Genomic DNA, 16,263 nt, shown 5'->3' with positions numbered 1-16,263 from the left:
CGGGCGTGCCGGGAGGGGAGACAAAGATGCGCGTCATGGTTCTTGGCAGCGGTGTGGTCGGCACCGCTAGTGCGTACTACCTGGCCCAGGCCGGGTTCGAGGTGGTGGTGATCGACCGACAGGATGGCGTCGCCCTGGAAACCAGCTACGCCAACGCCGGCCAGGTCTCCCCCGGCTACGCCTCGCCGTGGGCTGCCCCGGGCATCCCGCTGAAGGCCATGAAGTGGCTGCTGCAGCGCCACGCGCCGCTGGCCATCAAGCTCACCGGCAGCCTCGACCAGTACCTGTGGATGGCGCAGATGCTGCGCAACTGCACCGCCTCCCGCTACGCGGTGAACAAGGAGCGCATGGTGCGTCTGGCCGAGTACAGCCGCGACTGCCTCGACGAGCTGCGCGCCGAGACCGGCATCGCCTACGAAGGCCGCCAGCTCGGCACCACCCAGCTGTTCCGCACCCAGGCCCAGGTCGACGCCGCGGCCAAGGACATCGCCGTGCTCGAGCAGGCCGGCGTGCCCTTTGAGCTGCTCGACCGCGCCGGCATCGCCCGCGTCGAGCCGGCGCTGGCCAAGGTCGCCGACAAGCTGGCCGGCGCCCTGCGCCTGCCCAACGACCAGACCGGCGACTGCTTCCTGTTCACCAGCCGCCTGGCCGAGCTGGCGCGCGGCCTCGGCGTCGAGTTCCGTTTCGGGCAGAACATCGAGCGCCTGGAGAGCGACGGCGAGCGCGTCACCGGCGTGTGGGTCGACGGCCAGCTGGAGCGCGCCGACCACTACGTGCTGGCGCTCGGCAGCTACTCGCCGCAGCTGCTCAAGCCGCTGGGCATCAAGGCGCCGGTCTACCCGCTGAAGGGCTACTCGCTGACCGTGCCGATCGTCGATGCGGCCATGGCGCCGACCTCGACCATCCTCGACGAGACCTACAAGGTGGCGATCACCCGCTTCGACAACCGCATCCGCGTCGGCGGCATGGCCGAGATCGCCGGCCACGACCTGTCGCTCAACCCGCGCCGCCGCGAGACCCTGGAGATGATCACCGCTGATCTCTACCCGCAGGGGGGCGACCTGGCGCGCGCCGAATTCTGGACCGGCCTGCGCCCGGCGACCCCGGACGGCACCCCGATCGTCGGCGCCACCCGCTATCGCAACCTGTTCCTCAACACCGGACACGGTACCCTTGGCTGGACCATGGCCTGCGGCTCCGGTCGCCTGCTCGCCGACCTGATGGCGAAGAAGCGCCCGCAGATCAGCCCGCAGGGCCTGGATATTTCCCGTTACAGCAACGCCAAGGAGAACACCCCCAATGGCCATCCAGCGCCTGCACACTGAGTCGCGCTACAGCGAGATCGTCATCCACAACGGCACCGTCTACCTGGCGGGCCAGTTGGCCGACGACTACGCCGGCGACATCGCCCGGCAGACCGCCGAGACCCTCGACAACATCGAGCGCCTGCTCGCCGAGGCCGGCAGCGACAAGTCGCGCCTGCTGGCGGTGACCATCCACCTCAAGGATCTGGCCGACTACGCCGGGATGAACGCGGTGTGGGACGCCTGGCTGCCGGCCGGCTGCGCGCCGGCGCGCACCTGCGTCGAGGCGAAGTTGTACGACCCGCGCGCCCGCGTCGAGATGACGGTGGTGGCCGCGCTGCCCTGAATCCGCCGCGCCCCGTGCGGCGCCCTATAACGAGAAAGCGATAGTCGCCATGCGTCCCGCCCGTGCCCTGATCGACCTCGACGCCCTGCGTCACAACTACCTGCTGGCCCGCCAACTCAGCGGTGCCCGCGCCCTGGCCGTGGTCAAGGCCGACGCCTACGGCCACGGCGCGGTACGCTGTGCGCAGGCGCTGACGGAGCTGGCCGACGGCTTCGCCGTGGCCTGCATCGAGGAGGCGCTGGAGCTGCGCGCCGCCGGTATCCGCGCGCCGATCCTGTTGCTCGAGGGCTTCTTCGAGGCCAGCGAACTGGCGCTGATCGCCGAACACGAGCTGTGGTGCGTGGTGCACTCGCTGTGGCAGCTGGAGGCCATCGAGCAGGCCGCACTGGCGCGCCCGCTCACCGTGTGGTTGAAGCTCGACTCGGGCATGCACCGGGTCGGCCTGCACCCGGAAGACTATCGCGCCGCCCACGCCCGCCTGCTGGCCAGCGGCAAGGTGGCGAAGATCGTGCTGATGAGCCACTTCGCCCGCGCCGACGAGCCGGACTGCCCGCGCACCGCCGAGCAGCTGGCGGTGTTCCAGGCCGCGCGTGGCGAGCTGGCCGCCGAGATCAGCCTGTGCAACTCGCCGGCCGTGCTCGGCTGGCCCGAGGTGCCGAGCGACTGGGTGCGCCCCGGCATCATGCTCTACGGCGCCAGCCCGTTCGCTGGCGAACAGGCCCAGGCCGCGCGCCTCAAGCCGGTGATGACCCTGGAGTCGCAGGTGATCGCCGTGCGCGAGCTGCCGGCCGGCGAGCCGGTCGGCTACGGCGCGCGCTTCGTCAGCAGCCGGCCGACCCGCGTCGGCGTGGTCGCCATGGGTTACGCCGACGGCTACCCGCGCCATGCGCCGAGCGGCACCCCGGTGGCGGTGGACGGTGCGCGCACGACGCTGATCGGCCGGGTGTCGATGGACATGCTCACCGTCGATCTCACCGACCTGCCGCAGGCCGGCCTCGGCAGCCGGGTCGAGCTGTGGGGCGCGCAGGTGCTGGCCAGCGAGGTGGCGGCGGCGGCCGACAGCATCCCCTACCAGCTGTTCTGCAACCTCAAGCGCGTGCCGCGCCGCTACAGCGGCGACGCCTGACCCGCTGCCCCTGCGCTGGTCCTGACACCCCCGCCCGGCCCCGCCGCGCGGGGGTTTGGCCGTTCTTCGTGTTGTAAATACTGAACAGCCTTGTCATCATTATTCGCAACCATCCCAGCATCCTGAATCACCGAGGAGGTCTCCAGCCTTGGACGTCGGCGCCCGTCTGCAAGCGATCCGCAAACTCAAGGGCTTGTCCCAGCGCGAGCTGGCCAAGCGCGCGGGAGTGACCAACAGCACCATCTCGATGATCGAGAAGAACAGCGTCAGCCCGTCGATCAGCTCGCTGAAGAAGGTGCTCGGCGGCATCCCCATGTCGCTGGTGGAGTTCTTCTCCATGGACCTCGAGGAGGCCAACCAGGCCCAGGTGGTCTACAAGTCCGACGAGCTGATCGACATCGGCGGCGGTGCGGTGACCATGAAGCTGGTCGGTCGCGCCCACCCCAACCGGATCATGGCCTTCCTCGACGAAACCTATCCGCCGGGCGCCGATACCGGCATCGAGATGCTCAACCACGAGGGCGAGGAGGCCGGCGTGCTGGTCGACGGCCGTCTCGAGCTGACCGTCGGCGATGCCGTGTACATCCTCGAGAGCGGTGACAGCTACTACTTCGAGAGCAACCAGCCGCACCGTTTCCGCAACCCGTTCGACGTCCCGGCGCGGCTGATCAGCGCCACCACGCCGGCCAACTTCTGACGCGTCTGCGTCTTTCGACCTGATTCGCGGGTGTCAAGCCCCTGCGACCATCGGGGTTGTTTCGGCAGGCTTCGCTTTGCCGTTATACTTCCGCCGCCCGCGCGGCCCTACCGCCCCGGGCGTGACTAGCCATAGAGGGTGTAAGGGTGAACCTGATCAAGAAAGTCTTGGCAGCCCAGGCTGCCGTGCTGGCCCTGTGGGCGGTTGGCGCCCAGGCCGCGAGCGATGAAGCCATCGCCGAACGTCTGAAGCCGGTAGGCGAAGTGTGCATCGCCGGCCAGGAATGCAAGGGCGTCGGCACCGTGGCCGCCGCTGCCGGCGGCGGCGCGCGCAGCGCCGACGACGTGGTCGCCAAGTACTGTGGCGCCTGCCACAGCGCCGGTGTGCTGGGCGCGCCGAAGATCGGCGACGCCGCCGACTGGAAGGCCCGCGCCAGCGAGCGCGGTGGCATCGACGCGCTGCTCAAGAGCGCCATCGCTGGCCGCAACGCCATGCCGCCGAAGGGCACCTGCGCCGACTGCTCCGACGACGAGCTGCTGGGCGCGATCCACAAGATGTCCGGCATGTAATAACGCCGGGATCGCGAAAGAGCCGCCTGCGGGCGGCTTTTTTGTGCCTGTCTACTCGAGGAAGCGTACCGTGCCGCCCTCCAGCGAGGCGATGCGTGCCAGCGCCTCGACCCGGTAGCCGCGCCGTTCCAGCTCGGCGCGGCCGGGCTGGAACGACTTCTCGATGACGATGCCGATGCCGGCCAGCTGCGCGCCGGCCTGCCCGACGAGCGCCGCCAGCCCCTGAGCCGCCTGGCCGTGGGCGAGAAAGTCGTCGACGATCAGCACCCGCTCGCCGGCCTGCAGGTGGCGGGCCGACACCGCGATGGTGCTCTCCACCTGCTTGGTGAAGGAGTACACCCGCGCGGTCAGCAGCTCGCCGGTGAGGGTCAGCGACTGCTGCTTGCGGGCGAAGACCATGGGTACGCCGAGCGCCAGGGCGGTCATCAGCGCCGGGGCGATGCCCGAAGTCTCGATGGTCAGCACCTTGTCGACCTGCCCGGCGAAGCGGCGGGCGAACTCCGCGCCGATCGCCTGCATCAGCACGGGATCGACCTGGTGGTTGAGGAAGGCGTCGACCTTGAGCACCCGGTCGGACAGCACGCTGCCCTGGTCGCGGATCTTGTCTTTCAACAGTTGCATGGCGCTCCTCGCCGGTGGCGCTGGTGGCGGTCGTTGCTCAGTGTAGGGGCTGGCATGGCTGTCATGTACGCTGGCGGTCGGCCTGTCGTCGGGATCCCGGTCGTTTCGGGTACTTTTGCTCCGCGCCGTGGTCACATGCGAGCCGCATCCCCTTTTCGAGGCCTGCCCATGCATCTGCTTTCCTCCCTCAGCCTGTCCGCCCTGCTGCTCGCCGCCAGCACCCCGCTGCTCGCCGCCGAGGCGCCACAGAGCACGCCGTCCGCCGCTGTGGCCGGCGCCGCCGTGGCGCCGACCCTCCCGGCGCTGCCGTCGGTCGCCATCCCGGCGGATGCCGCTGCGGCGCTGCCCGGCAGTACGCCTGCCCTCGGCGGCCTGGCCGATGCGCAGACCCTGGCGCTGCTCGAGCAGCTGCGCGCCCTCGACGTGACACCGCAGCAGGCGATGGGTGGGGTGGGCGCCATGCTCGGTCTGGCGCAGAGCCAGCTCGGTGGCGAGCAGTACGCGCAGCTGGCCGGCGCGGTGCCGGGCCTGCAACTGCTTGGCGGGGCCGCCGCGCTCGGCGCGCTGGGGCCGCTGGGCGCCCTGGGTGGCCTGCTCGGTAACGCCGCTTCCCAGGAGCCGGCGCAGGAAGCGCCGGTCGACAGTCTCGATGGTCTCAATCAGCGCTTCTCGGCACTGGGCATGGCGCCGGGCCTGATCGGCCAGTTCGCGCCGATCCTGCTGCAGTTCCTCGGCAACCAGGGCGTGGCCGGTACGCTGTTGCAGAGCCTGGCCGGAGTGTGGGGCGTGCCGGGCGCGCTGGCGCCGGCCCCGGCGCTCACTCAGCCCGTGGCCGTCGGCTCCTGACCACCTCGGCCCGTGCGCGCAGCTGGCCGCAGCCGCCGTCGATGTCCTGGCCGGCGCTGTTGCGCACCTTGGTCAGTACGCCGCGGCTGTGCAGGTAACGCACCATCTGCACGATGCGCTCGCCGTCGGGGCGCTGGAAGTCGTCGGCTTCCAGGCTGTTGTAGGGGATCAGGTTGAGCACCGCGTACTTGCCCCTGAGCAGGCGCAGGATGGCGTCCATTTCCTCGACGCTGTCGTTGATGCCCTTGAGCAGGGTCCACTGGTACTGGATCGGATAGCCGACCGTACGCGCGTAGGCCTCGCCCAGCTCGACCAGCTCGGCCGGGTCGATGTGCGGCGCGCGCGGCAGCAGCTCGCGGCGCAGTTCGGCGTTGGTGGTGTGCAGCGACAGCGCCAGCGCCGGCTTGACCCGCTCGTGCGGCAGGCGCTCGAACACGCGCGGATCGCCGACCGTGGAGAACACCAGGTTCTTGTGGCCGATGCCGCCCTCGGTGCCGAGCAGGTGGATGGCCTCCAGCACGTTGTCGAGGTTGTGCGCCGGCTCGCCCATGCCCATGAACACCACCTTCTTCACCGCGCGGAAGCGCCGCGCCAGGGCGACCTGGGCGACGATCTCGGCGCTGCCGACCTGGCGCAGCAGGCCGCTCTTGCCGGTCATGCAGAACACGCAGCCCACCGCGCAGCCGACCTGGGTCGACACGCACAGGCCGTCCCTTGGCAGCAGCACGCTCTCCACCATCTGCCCGTCGTTGAGTTCGACCAGGAGGCGCGCCGAGCCGTCGGCGCCGGGGTGTTCGGAGCGCAGCCGGGCCAGGCCGGCGATCTCGACGTCGAGCTGCGGCAGCGCCGCGCGCACCGACAGCGGGAAATAGTCGGCGGCCGGACGGTTGCGCGGGCCGCTGTCCAGTGTCAGGCCGGCCAGCCAGGCACGCAGGATGCGCCGGCTGTGGCAGGGCTGGGCGCCGCAGGCGGCGAGGCGGGAGGTCAGGTCGTGGATTCGCATAGGGCGCGCATCCTAGCACCGGGTGGGCGTGGAGGGCAGCCGTCGCCCACCGGCCAGTGCGATCGGTGGTTGCGCGCGGTGCCGGGCGACCGGCGGTAGCGCCGTTCGTCACCATGCCGCCCGTCGGCATTGGCTGGTTTCTCCGTCCTGTATTGAACTGGAAATGAATGGCGAGCCCACCCGACGGGATGTCCCTCCCGGGCTCGCCTTCCGCCCGAGGAGTACACCATGTCGCACCTGTCAAAAGGATTCCTGCTGCTTTGCCTGGGCGGCCTGCCCCTGTTCGCGCAGGCTGGCGGCAACCTGCCGGCGGTGCGCCAGTCGCTGCAGGCCGGCCGCCCGCATGTCGCCAACGAACTGCTGGTGCAGTTCCGTCCGGAGGCTTCGGCGAGCAGCCAGCGCCTGGTGCTGGGGCGCTTCGGCGCCGAGGCCCTGGAACGTCTGCAGACGCGCGGTGAGGGGCGCGGCGAGCTGCTGCGCGTGCGCCTGAGCGGGACGACCCGGCTCAGCGTCGGGCTGCTCGAACGGATCGCCGCCGACTCCTCGGTGGCGTTCGCCGAGCCCAACTGGATCTACCAGCGCCAGGCCAACCCCGACGATCCTTATCTGAGCAACCTGTGGGGCATGCTGGGCGCCGCCACCGCGCCGGCCAACGCCAACGGCAGCGGCGCACTGGCGCTGTGGAACGCCGGCCTGCGCTGCGACAGCCAGGTGGTGGTGGGGATCATCGACGAGGGGCTGATGGTCAGTCACCCCGACCTGCAGGCCAACGTCTGGGTCAATCCCGGCGAGTACGGCAAGACCGTCGGCGTCGACGACGACGGCAACGGCTACGTCGACGACATCCATGGCTGGGACTTCAACGGCAAGGACGCCAGCGTCTACGACGGCAGCGCGGACGACCACGGCAGCCATGTGGCCGGCAGCGTGGCCGCCAGCATCGACAATGGCCTCGGCGTGTTCGGCGTGTGCCCCACGGCGAAGCTGATCAGCGCCAAGTTCCTCGGCCCGCGTGGCGGCACCACGGCCAACGCGGTGAAGGCGGTACAGTATCTCACCGACCTCAAGCAGCGCCATGGCCTGCGCCTGGTGGCGAGCAACAACTCCTGGGGCGGCGGTGGCTATTCGCAGGCGCTCGCCGACGCCATCGCCGTTGCCGGCGCGGCCAACATCCTGTTCATCGCCGCCGCCGGCAACGCCGGGCAGAACATCGACACGACGCCCAGCTACCCGGCCAGCTACCCGCTGGCCAACCTGCTGGCGGTGGCGGCGATCGACAAGAGCGGCGCCAAGGCCAGCTTCTCCAACTGGGGCGTCAACACCGTGGCCATCGCTGCGCCGGGCGTCGACATCCTCAGCACCGTGCCGACGCGCAAGGGGCTGGCCGGCTACGCCGCCTACAGCGGCACCTCGATGGCCACGCCGCACGTCACGGGGGCCGCCGCCTTGTACGCCGCGCTCAATCCCTGCGCCAGCGCGGTGCAGATCAAGAGCGCGCTGCTCGTCCAGGCCGCCACCGATAGCAAGCTGGCCGGCCAGGTGCAGAACGGCCGGCGCCTGGACGTGACGGGCTTCAGCGCCGAGCTGGGCTGTCGCTGACGCCTGTCCGGGCTCAGTGCGGCGCCGCGCCGTCCTTGCGCTCGGGCGTGGCGGCGGGCTGGCCGCGGGTCTTCCACAGCGACACCAGCACACCGCCGATCAGCAGGGTCAGGGTCACGCCGAGCGACAGCGCCGCCGGGATCTTGCCGATGATGCCGACCAGGAAGATCTTGCCGCCGATGAACACCAGCACCAGGGCCAGGGCGTACTTCAGGTAGGCGAAGCGGTGGATCAGCGCAGCGAGGGCGAAGTACAGCGCGCGCAGGCCGAGGATGGCGAAGATGTTCGAGGTGTAGACGATGAACGGGTCCTGGGTGATGGCGAAGATCGCCGGCACGCTGTCCACCGCGAACACCACGTCGGCGCACTCGATGAGGATCAGGGCGAGGAACAGCGGGGTGATCCATAGCACCGGCCTGCCGCCGGCGTCGGGCAGGTGGACGAAGAAGCGCTGCTCGTGCAGGCGGTCGGTGATGCGCAGGTGGCTGCGCAGGAAGCGCACCAGCAGGTTGTTCTCCAGGTCCGGGGTCTCGTCGACCCGGGCGAACAGCATGCGCACGCCGGTGAGCACCAGGAACACGCCGAACAGGTAGAGGATCCAGCTGAACTGTTGGATCAGCGCGGCGCCCAGGCCGATCATCACGGCGCGCAGCACGATCACCCCGAGGATGCCCCAGAACAGCACCTTGTGCTGGTAGCGGCGGGGAATGCCGAGGAAGCCGAAGATCACCGCCATCAGGAACACGTTGTCCATCGACAGCGACTTCTCGATCAGGAAGCCGGTCAGGTAGTCCAGGCCGGCGTCGCCGCCCTTCTGCAGCCATACCCAGACCGCGAACAGCAGGCCGATGCTGATGTAGCCGCTCGACAGCAGCAGGCTCTCCTTGACGCCGATCTCGTGCTGGTCACGGTGCAGCACGCCGAGGTCGAAGGTCAGCAGGGCGATCACCAGGGCGAAAAACGCCAGCCACAGCCAGGTGGCGGTGCCGAGGAAGTCGGCGAGCAGGAACGAATGCAGGTCCGTCATGGGCTCCTCCTTGCAGTCGAAGTGTCATCAACTGTGACTCCGACATGGCGGTGTCAGCCGTCAGAGGGGCCCGGCGTCACGCTTTCAGCCTGCAATATCAGACTTTCTTGATCAAGTATTGGCGTTTTGCAAGGTGTTACGCCGCCGGCGCGACGGGTGTGGCGGGTAGACTGTGCTCAGATCCGCTTCGACGAGGTTTCGATGGACAAGATCCTGGTCAGCCGCTGCCTGCTCGGCCACGCGGTGCGCTACGACGGTGGGGCCCACGGGCCGATCGACCTGCTGCTGCGCTGGCAGACCGAGGGGCGGGTGGTGGCGCTGTGTCCGGAGGTGGCCGGCGGCTTGCCGACGCCACGGCCGCCGGCGGAGATTGCCGGTGGCCAGGGCGCGGCGGTGCTGGACGGTGAGGTGGCGGTGCGCACCGTCGCCGGCGATGACGTCAGCGCTGCGTTCCTGGCCGGCGCCGCGGCGGCCCTGGCGCTGGTGCGCGCGCACGGCATCCGTATCGCCGTGCTCAAGGCGCGCAGTCCGTCGTGCGGCAACCGCGAGAACTACGACGGCAGCTTCAGCGGCCGCCGGGTGGCGGGCGAGGGGGTGACCGTCGCGCTGCTGCGCCGCGCCGGGGTGCAGGTGTTCAGCGAGGAGGAGCTGGCGGAAGCCGAGCGGGCGCTGCACGTGCTGGCGATGAGCAACGCCCGGCGGGGTGACGAGGAGCGTTAGCGGAAAAACTTGCCGAGCATGCGCGAGACGAAGCCGCCGTCCAGGCTCTTTTTCACGTAGGGCACGTAGTGCCGGTCGTCGCGCTTGATGTGATTGGTCAGCCACAGGCCGAGGTCGCCGCGCACCTCGCGCGCCAGGCGGAAGGCATCCTCGCCGCCGTTCAGGCGCTGCAGGTAGCCGTTGACCCGCGCCTTGAAGGATTCGTGCACCTTGTGGTGGGCGTCCAGCATCGGGTAGCCGGCCTTCTCCATCAGGCTTTCCTCGAAGGTGTTGTGCGAGATGGCGTAGTCGACCACCGCCTTCACCACGTGCTCGACGTCGGCGAGCGACTGCGCCTTGATCGCGTGGTCGATCTCGCTGAGGTATTCGAAGATGCGCTTGTGCTGCTCGTCGATGATATCGATACCGGTGGCGTATTCGTCCGACCAGTTGATGACATAACCCATGGTTGTTCCTCTTGCACCTGTGGCAGTCGTTTTTCTCATGGGGCGGCGGGCCGCCCGGGGTTTGCGCGGAGATAGCCGTTGCGTTGACGGCGCCCGTCGCGTGGAGCTCCTGTGGCAGAGCTGGCTGTCCGATTCTGCACCGGCACGCACGCGCAGCCGGGTGGGCGGCACGCCGCTGACGTGTCGCGCCGGTTGGCAACGATTGGTGGCGGGGCGAGCACCGCGTGGGCGCGCGCCGGGTGGAGTCCAGGCGGGGAGGGGGCGGTTGGCGGGTCTGCCGACGCGGCGTCTGACGCTGCGCTGGCGGCGCAGGCGCCGTGCGTGCGGCGGAGGATGGCCTTCCGGATCCGATGGCCTGAGCTCCAGGTCATCAGGCCGCGCCTGTGGCGCAGGGCATGACGGCTGTACTGGATCAGCGCTGGCGATCCGTGCCAAACAATTAAAAAGTACGTTAACTGTTGTCCTTTGTCACTCGCGCGGCGTGAAGTGCGTCACGCTTCCGGGCATCAAAGACCTGTATCGGCGCAGGGGTAATGGTTGTTGCGAGATCGTTGCAGATGGCAGCGGTTTACCGCTGAAAATGCCATTCGCCCAGGCGGGCGGCGCTCAGTCTTCGACCTGGCCGTCTGCGCTGCGGAACACCAGCGCCTTGAGGGCGCTGTCCGCGTGGATGTCGACGAACTCCGGTGGGTTGTCCAGGCGCAGGGCGAAGCGCAGCTGCGGCGCCTCGGCGGCCATGCCCTCGATCAGGAAGTCCGGACCGATGCCGGGGTCGTTGACGCAGGCCAGCACCGTGCCGCCTGCGGCGAGCAGCTCGGGCAGGCGGCGGAGGATCTTGCGGTAGTCGCTGGTGAGGGCAAAGCTGCCCTTCTGGAACGACGGCGGGTCGATGATGATCAGGTCGTAGGGGCCGGATTTGCGCACCTTGCCCCACGACTTGAACAGCTCGTGGCCGAGGAACTCGACCCGCGCCAGGTCGTGGCCGTTGAGCCGATGGTTGTCGCGGCCGCGGCTGAGCGCGGCGCGGGCCATGTCGAGGTTGACCACCTGCGCGGCGCCGCCGGCGATGGCCGCCACCGAGAAGCCGCAGGTGTAGGCGAACAGGTTGAGCACGCGCTGGCCGGCGGCCTGCTCGCGCACCCAGCGCCGGCCGTAGCGCATGTCGAGGAACAGACCGTTGTTCTGCTTGCGGCCGAGGTCCAGCTTGTAGCGCAGGCCGTCCTCGTCGATCAGCCATTCCTCCAGCTCCGCACCGCGCAGCCAGTCCATGCGGCTGTCGGGCAGGTAGCGGTGCTGCAGCAGTAGGTGATGCGCGCCGCTCTGCCGCCAGGCGGCGCTGTCGCTCAGCGCCAGCAGCATGTCGCGCAGCTGTGCCAGCTCCGCCGCGCCCGGCCCGCGGAACAGCGAGACCAGCAGCACGCCCTGCAGCCAGTCGACGGTGACGTGCTCGAGGCCCGGCCAGCGCCGGCCGCGGCCGTGGAACAGGCGCCGCGCCTCGGCGGGGACGTCGCTCAGGGCGGTGAGGAGCTGCTGCTGCAGGGTGGCGATGGCGTCGGCGTGCATGGCGGATCGTCGCTGGCGGGGGCGGGCGCGCATTCTAACCGCAGCGGGGTGCCGTCGGGAGCGCCGCGGCCTGGGCTAGAATGGCCATCCCTTCCTGCGGCGAGGTCGCCATGAGCAGCACTCCCACCTACGGCGTCGACGACGCCTCCTACCAGGCCGCTGGCGGTCTCGACGGACTGCACCGGCTGGTCGACGACTTCTACCGGATCATGGACGAGTCGCCCGCCGCGGCCGAGCTGCGCCGTCTGCATCCGGCGGACCTGGCGGCCTCGCGCGACAAGCTCACCTGCTTCCTCAGCGGCTGGCTGGGCGGGCCGAAGCTGTTCGCCGAGAAGTACGGCCCGATCGTGATTCCCGCCTTCCATGACCAGTGGCCGGTCGACGAGGCGCTTGCCCAGGCCTGGCTGGACTGCATGGCCCAGGCCATCGCCCGTCAGGACTATGCCCCGGCGTTCGCCGAGTACCTGCTGGCCCAGCTGCGCGTGCCGGCGGCGCGCATCGTCCAGGCCAGCCGCAACCGCCACGGCTGAGCGCCAGACTCAGGAAGTCAGCGCCTGCGCGGAGTGGTCGTCGCGAGCCTCGGCTGCCGCCCGGCCGGCGCGGGCGCGCCGCACCAGCACGGCGCCCATGGCCAGGCCCAGGCAGGCGGCCAGCGCCGAGGCGAGCAGCACGCCCAGTTTGGCGGCGCCGAGCAGGCTGGCGTCGGCGAAGGCCAGGGTGGCGATGAAGATCGACATGGTGAAGCCGATGCCGGCCAGGCAGCCGATCAGCCACATCCACGACCAGTTCATCCCGGCGGGCAGACGGCACCAGCCGAGGCGCACCAGCAGCCAGCTGGACAGCAGGATGCCGAGCGGCTTGCCGAGCACCAGGCCGAGGGCGACGCCGAGCATCACGCTGGTGGTGCCGCCGGCGGCGAGGTCGACGCCGTCCAGGCTCACCCCGGCGTTGGCGAGGGCGAACAGCGGCATCACGCCGTAGGCCACCCAGGGGTGCAGGGCCATCTGCACGCGTACCACCGGCGGCAGCAGTTCGCGCTGGGCGCGACGCAGGCGCTTGACCGGCTGCAGCAGCTGGTGGGCATCCCCGCCGCCGTTGCCGGCGCGTTCGGCGAACTCCTGCAGGGCGTGGCTGGCGCTGTCCAGCGGGGCGACGCCGCGCGCCGGCAGGACCGGGGTCAGCAGGCCGAGTACCACGCCGGCCAGGGTCGGGTGCGCGCCGGTCTTGAGCAGGCCGAACCACAGCAGGGCGCCGGGCAGCACGTAGGCCCAGGCCGAACCGATGCCGATGGCCTGGAAGCCGAGGACCAGCAGCAGGCCGACGCCGGCGATCAGGAAGCCGGTGGCATCGAGACCGCCGGAGTAGAACAGGGCGATGATCAGCACGGCGATGATGTCGTCGATGATCGCCAGGGCGAGCAGGAAGATGCGCACACAGCCGGGGATCGACTTGCCGAGCAGCGCCAGCACGCCGATGGCGAAGGCGATGTCGGTGGCGGTCGGCACGGCCCAGCCCGAGCGCAGCTCCGCGCTGCCGCTGACGGCCAGGTAGGCCAGCGCCGGCACCGCCACGCCGCCCAGCGCGGCACCCAGCGGCAGGGCCGCCTGGCGCAGGTTGGCCAGGGCGCCGTCGTGGATCTCGCGGCGGATCTCCATGCCGACGACCAGGAAGAACACCGTCATCAGCGCGTCGTTGATCCAGAAATGCAGCGAGTGGGAGATGCTGAAGTCGCCCAGGCTGAAGCCCAGCGGCAGGTGCCAGAGGTGCTCATAGCTCTCGGCGGCGGGTGAGTTGGCCCAGATCAGGGCGACGGCGGCGGCCAGCAGCAGGACGATGCCGCTGACGGCTTCGATGTGCAGGAAGTGCTCGAGGGCGTCGAAGGCCTTGTCGGCGATGCGCTGCGCAGCCGGCAGCGCCTTGCGGGAAGGAGTCGGGGTCATGGTCGCTCATGCTCTGCGGCTGTGTGGCGGCCCGACCAACACAAGAAACCTGTCCGCCTGCACGCTGCAGTGCGGACACCCGTTTTTCACCCTACACAGCCTGGAGGGAGATGACCAGTCCCCCATGGTCTGGCGGCGGCGGTGCGCTTTGCGGTTGCCGCCGGTTGCGGTTTATTGCGGTAATTGTCGGCAATATTGCGAGATCATGCGGTTGTTTGCGGGTTTTGTGCATGGCGCCGAGGGTGGCCGCCAGCGCCACCGCAGGCGCTCGTAAACACATCCTGTTACATAGCGGCGGCCGATGGCGAACCGGCGAGGAGCATGCCTGTCCGTTCCGGGCAGGCAGCGTGGGGGCGCCGCTCAGCGCTTGAGCAGCGCGCGGATATCCGCCAGCGCGTTGTTGCCGCGCGCCGCCTTGACTTCCACCGGGGCGTCCTCCTGGCCTTCCCACTGCAGATCCTCGGCCGGCAGCTCGTCGAGGAAGCGGCTCGGCGCGCAGTCGATCACCTCGCCGTATTGCTTGCGCTTGGCGGCGAAGGTGATGGCGAGGTTCTGCTTGGCGCGGGTGATGCCGACGTAGGCCAGGCGCCGTTCCTCCTCGACGGTGTCGGCCTCGATGCTGGAGCGGTGCGGGAGGATGTCCTCCTCCATGCCCATGATGAACACCGAGGGGAATTCCAGGCCCTTGGAGGCGTGCAGGGTCATCATCTGCACGCCCTCGGCGCCGTCCTCCTCCTCCTGCTGGCGCTCGAGCATGTCGCGCAGCACCAGCTTGGCGATGGCCTGCTCGATGGTCATGTCGCCGTCCTCGTCCTTCTCCAAGGTGTTCTTCAGCGCCTCGAGGAGGAACCAGACGTTGCTCATCCGGTACTCGGCGGCCTTGTCGGTGGAGCTGTTCTCGCGCAGCCAGTTCTCGTAGTCGATGTCGGTGATCATCTCGCGCAGCGCGGCGATCGGCTCCTCCTCGGCGCAGCGCTGGCGCAGGCGGTCCAGGTAGCGCTTGAAGCGGGCCAGGCGTTCGGTGAAGCGCTTGTCGAGGTGTTCGCCAAGACCGATCTCGTCGCAGGCGGCGTACATCGAGATGCCGCGCGCGGTGGCGTAGTTGCCGAGCTTCTCCAGGGTCGCCGAGCCGATCTCGCGGCGCGGCACGTTGATCACCCGCAGGAAGGCGTTGTCGTCGTCCGGATTGACCAGCAGGCGGAAGTAGCTCATCAGGTCCTTCACTTCCTGGCGGGCGAAGAAGCTGGTGCCGCCGGAGAGGCGGTAGGGGATCTGGTGGTGCTGCAGCTTCAGCTCCATCAGCTTGGCCTGGTAGTTGCCGCGGTAGAGGATGGCGAAGTCGCTGTACGGGCGCTGGGTGCGCAGGTGCTCGGTGAGGATCTCCATGGCGATGCGCTCGCACTCGGCCTCCTCGTTCTTGCAGCGGATCACGCGGATCTCGTCGCCATGGCCCATCTCGCTCCATAGCTGCTTCTCGAACACGTGCGGGTTGTTGGCGATCAGCACGTTGGCGCATTTCAGGATGCGGCTGGTCGAGCGGTAGTTCTGCTCGAGCATCACCACCTTGAGGCTGGGAAAGTCCTCCTTGAGCTGCATCAGGTTCTCGGGCCGCGCGCCGCGCCAGGCGTAGATCGACTGGTCGTCGTCGCCGACCACGGTGAACTGCGCGCGCTCGGCGACCAGCAGCTTGACCAGCAGGTACTGGCTGGCGTTGGTGTCCTGGTATTCGTCGACCAGCATGTAGCGCACCCGGTTGCGCCACTTCTGCAGCACCTCGGGGTGCTCCTGGAACAGCTTGACCGGCAGCAGGATCAGGTCGTCGAAGTCGACCGCGTTGTAGGCGCGGAGGGTGCGCTGGTAGTGCAGGTAGACGATCGCCGCGGTCTGCTCGCGCGGGTTGCGCGCCTTCTCCAGCGCTTCTTCGGGGAGGATCAGGTCGTTCTTCCAGGCGCCGATCAGGTTCTTGATCTCGTCGACGCCGTCGTCGCCCTGGTATTCCTTCTGCATGATGTCGGCGAGCAGCGCCTTGACGTCGCTCTCGTCGAAGATCGAGAAGCCCGGCTTGTAGCCGAGGTGGGCGTGTTCCTTGCGGATGATGTTGAGGCCGAGGTTGTGGAAGGTCGATACGGTCAGTCCGGCGCCCTCGCGGCCGCGCAGCAGGTGGCCGACGCGCTCCTTCATCTCGCGCGCCGCCTTGTTGGTGAAGGTCACCGCGACTATGTGACGGGCGGCGATGCCGCACTGCTGGATCAGGTAGGCGATCTTGCGGGTGATCACGCTGGTCTTGCCGGAGCCGGCGCCGGCCAGCACCAGCAGCGGGCCGCTGATGTAGTTGACGGCTTCCTGCTGGCGGGGGTTGAGTCGGGACATGCGGGCAGGGGTGTCTGGCTACGAGAGGGAGGGCGGCATTCTAGCAGGCCGCCCCGGCGCGGGCAGGGGCGAGCGACCGAGGGGCG

16 protein-coding genes are annotated in these 16,263 nt (G+C 69.3%); 9 read left to right on the top strand and 7 right to left on the bottom strand.

The window, feature by feature from the left end:
• Nucleotides 1-26: 26 nt before the first annotated feature.
• The 5 genes from dadA (at nt 27) to BLT78_RS16555 (ending at nt 4,042) form a co-directional block, all read left to right on the top strand.
• Complete coding sequence (gene dadA, locus BLT78_RS16575; RefSeq protein WP_090350563.1) at nt 27-1,325, top strand: D-amino acid dehydrogenase; 1,299 nt, start codon at nt 27-29, stop codon at nt 1,323-1,325.
• A complete protein-coding gene (locus BLT78_RS16570; protein ID WP_090350561.1) occupies nt 1,300-1,650 on the top strand; it encodes a RidA family protein in 351 nt (116 codons plus the stop codon). The genes dadA and BLT78_RS16570 overlap by 26 nt, the downstream gene beginning before the upstream one ends.
• 49 nt (nt 1,651-1,699) lie before the next feature.
• On the top strand, nt 1,700-2,776 hold the full coding sequence (alr, locus tag BLT78_RS16565) for an alanine racemase (RefSeq protein ID WP_090350558.1): 1,077 nt from the start codon (nt 1,700-1,702) through the stop codon (nt 2,774-2,776).
• 148 nt (nt 2,777-2,924) lie between these two features.
• Nucleotides 2,925-3,473 (top strand): cupin domain-containing protein, encoded by a 549-nt coding sequence (locus BLT78_RS16560; RefSeq protein WP_090350555.1) that lies wholly within the window; start codon nt 2,925-2,927, stop codon nt 3,471-3,473.
• A gap of 146 nt (nt 3,474-3,619) precedes the next feature.
• Nucleotides 3,620-4,042: a c-type cytochrome gene (locus BLT78_RS16555; protein WP_090350553.1), complete on the top strand. Its 423-nt coding sequence runs from the start codon at nt 3,620-3,622 to the stop codon at nt 4,040-4,042.
• 51 nt (nt 4,043-4,093) lie between these two features.
• On the opposite strand, the gene BLT78_RS16550 is transcribed toward BLT78_RS16555, so the two are convergent.
• Nucleotides 4,094-4,663, bottom strand: a complete 570-nt coding sequence (locus BLT78_RS16550; protein WP_090350550.1) for a xanthine phosphoribosyltransferase — start codon at nt 4,661-4,663, stop codon at nt 4,094-4,096.
• Nucleotides 4,664-4,831: 168 nt separating this feature from the next.
• Here BLT78_RS16550 and BLT78_RS16545 point away from each other — a divergent pair, with 168 nt between their 5' ends.
• Complete coding sequence (locus tag BLT78_RS16545) at nt 4,832-5,509, top strand: DUF2780 domain-containing protein (protein ID WP_090350547.1); 678 nt, start codon at nt 4,832-4,834, stop codon at nt 5,507-5,509.
• On the opposite strand, the gene BLT78_RS16540 is transcribed toward BLT78_RS16545, so the two are convergent.
• A complete protein-coding gene (locus tag BLT78_RS16540) occupies nt 5,481-6,512 on the bottom strand; it encodes an RNA methyltransferase (protein WP_090350545.1) in 1,032 nt (343 codons plus the stop codon). The genes BLT78_RS16545 and BLT78_RS16540 overlap by 29 nt on opposite strands.
• Nucleotides 6,513-6,740: 228 nt before the next feature.
• Between BLT78_RS16540 and BLT78_RS16535 the strand changes: the two genes are divergently transcribed.
• Nucleotides 6,741-8,111: a S8 family peptidase gene (locus BLT78_RS16535; protein WP_090350542.1), complete on the top strand. Its 1,371-nt coding sequence runs from the start codon at nt 6,741-6,743 to the stop codon at nt 8,109-8,111.
• A gap of 13 nt (nt 8,112-8,124) precedes the next feature.
• On the opposite strand, the gene BLT78_RS16530 is transcribed toward BLT78_RS16535, so the two are convergent.
• Nucleotides 8,125-9,138 carry a TerC family protein gene (locus tag BLT78_RS16530; protein WP_090350539.1) on the bottom strand — a complete coding sequence of 338 codons (1,014 nt, stop codon included), beginning with the start codon at nt 9,136-9,138 and terminating at the stop codon, nt 8,125-8,127.
• A gap of 201 nt (nt 9,139-9,339) precedes the next feature.
• Here BLT78_RS16530 and BLT78_RS16525 point away from each other — a divergent pair, with 201 nt between their 5' ends.
• The gene (locus BLT78_RS16525) at nt 9,340-9,858 is read left to right on the top strand and encodes a DUF523 domain-containing protein (RefSeq protein ID WP_090350536.1); all 519 of its coding nucleotides are present in this window, start codon (nt 9,340-9,342) and stop codon (nt 9,856-9,858) included.
• Here BLT78_RS16525 and BLT78_RS16520 read toward each other — a convergent pair.
• Together BLT78_RS16520 and BLT78_RS16510 are read right to left on the bottom strand one after the other, a co-directional pair.
• Nucleotides 9,855-10,304, bottom strand: coding sequence for a bacteriohemerythrin (locus tag BLT78_RS16520; RefSeq protein WP_090350533.1), 450 nt, complete (start codon nt 10,302-10,304; stop codon nt 9,855-9,857). The genes BLT78_RS16525 and BLT78_RS16520 overlap by 4 nt on opposite strands.
• A gap of 606 nt (nt 10,305-10,910) precedes the next feature.
• Complete coding sequence (locus tag BLT78_RS16510; protein WP_090350528.1) at nt 10,911-11,867, bottom strand: class I SAM-dependent methyltransferase; 957 nt, start codon at nt 11,865-11,867, stop codon at nt 10,911-10,913.
• Nucleotides 11,868-11,977: 110 nt separating this feature from the next.
• Here BLT78_RS16510 and BLT78_RS16505 point away from each other — a divergent pair, with 110 nt between their 5' ends.
• The gene (locus tag BLT78_RS16505) at nt 11,978-12,397 is read left to right on the top strand and encodes a group II truncated hemoglobin (protein WP_090352365.1); all 420 of its coding nucleotides are present in this window, start codon (nt 11,978-11,980) and stop codon (nt 12,395-12,397) included.
• A gap of 9 nt (nt 12,398-12,406) precedes the next feature.
• Here the strand turns inward: BLT78_RS16505 and nhaA are convergent, their stop codons facing one another.
• Together nhaA and rep are read right to left on the bottom strand one after the other, a co-directional pair.
• Nucleotides 12,407-13,807 (bottom strand): Na+/H+ antiporter NhaA, encoded by a 1,401-nt coding sequence (gene nhaA, locus BLT78_RS16500; protein WP_172830802.1) that lies wholly within the window; start codon nt 13,805-13,807, stop codon nt 12,407-12,409.
• Between the two features lie 360 nt (nt 13,808-14,167).
• Entirely contained in the window at nt 14,168-16,177 is a 2,010-nt protein-coding gene (gene rep, locus BLT78_RS16495) for a DNA helicase Rep (protein WP_090350525.1), read from the bottom strand.
• Between the last annotated feature and the right edge of the window lie 86 nt (nt 16,178-16,263).

Origin of the sequence: Pseudomonas oryzae (assembly GCF_900104805.1) — a bacterium.
GTDB lineage: Bacteria > Pseudomonadota > Gammaproteobacteria > Pseudomonadales > Pseudomonadaceae > Geopseudomonas > Geopseudomonas oryzae.
This window is presented reverse-complemented; position numbering and strand designations above follow the sequence as displayed.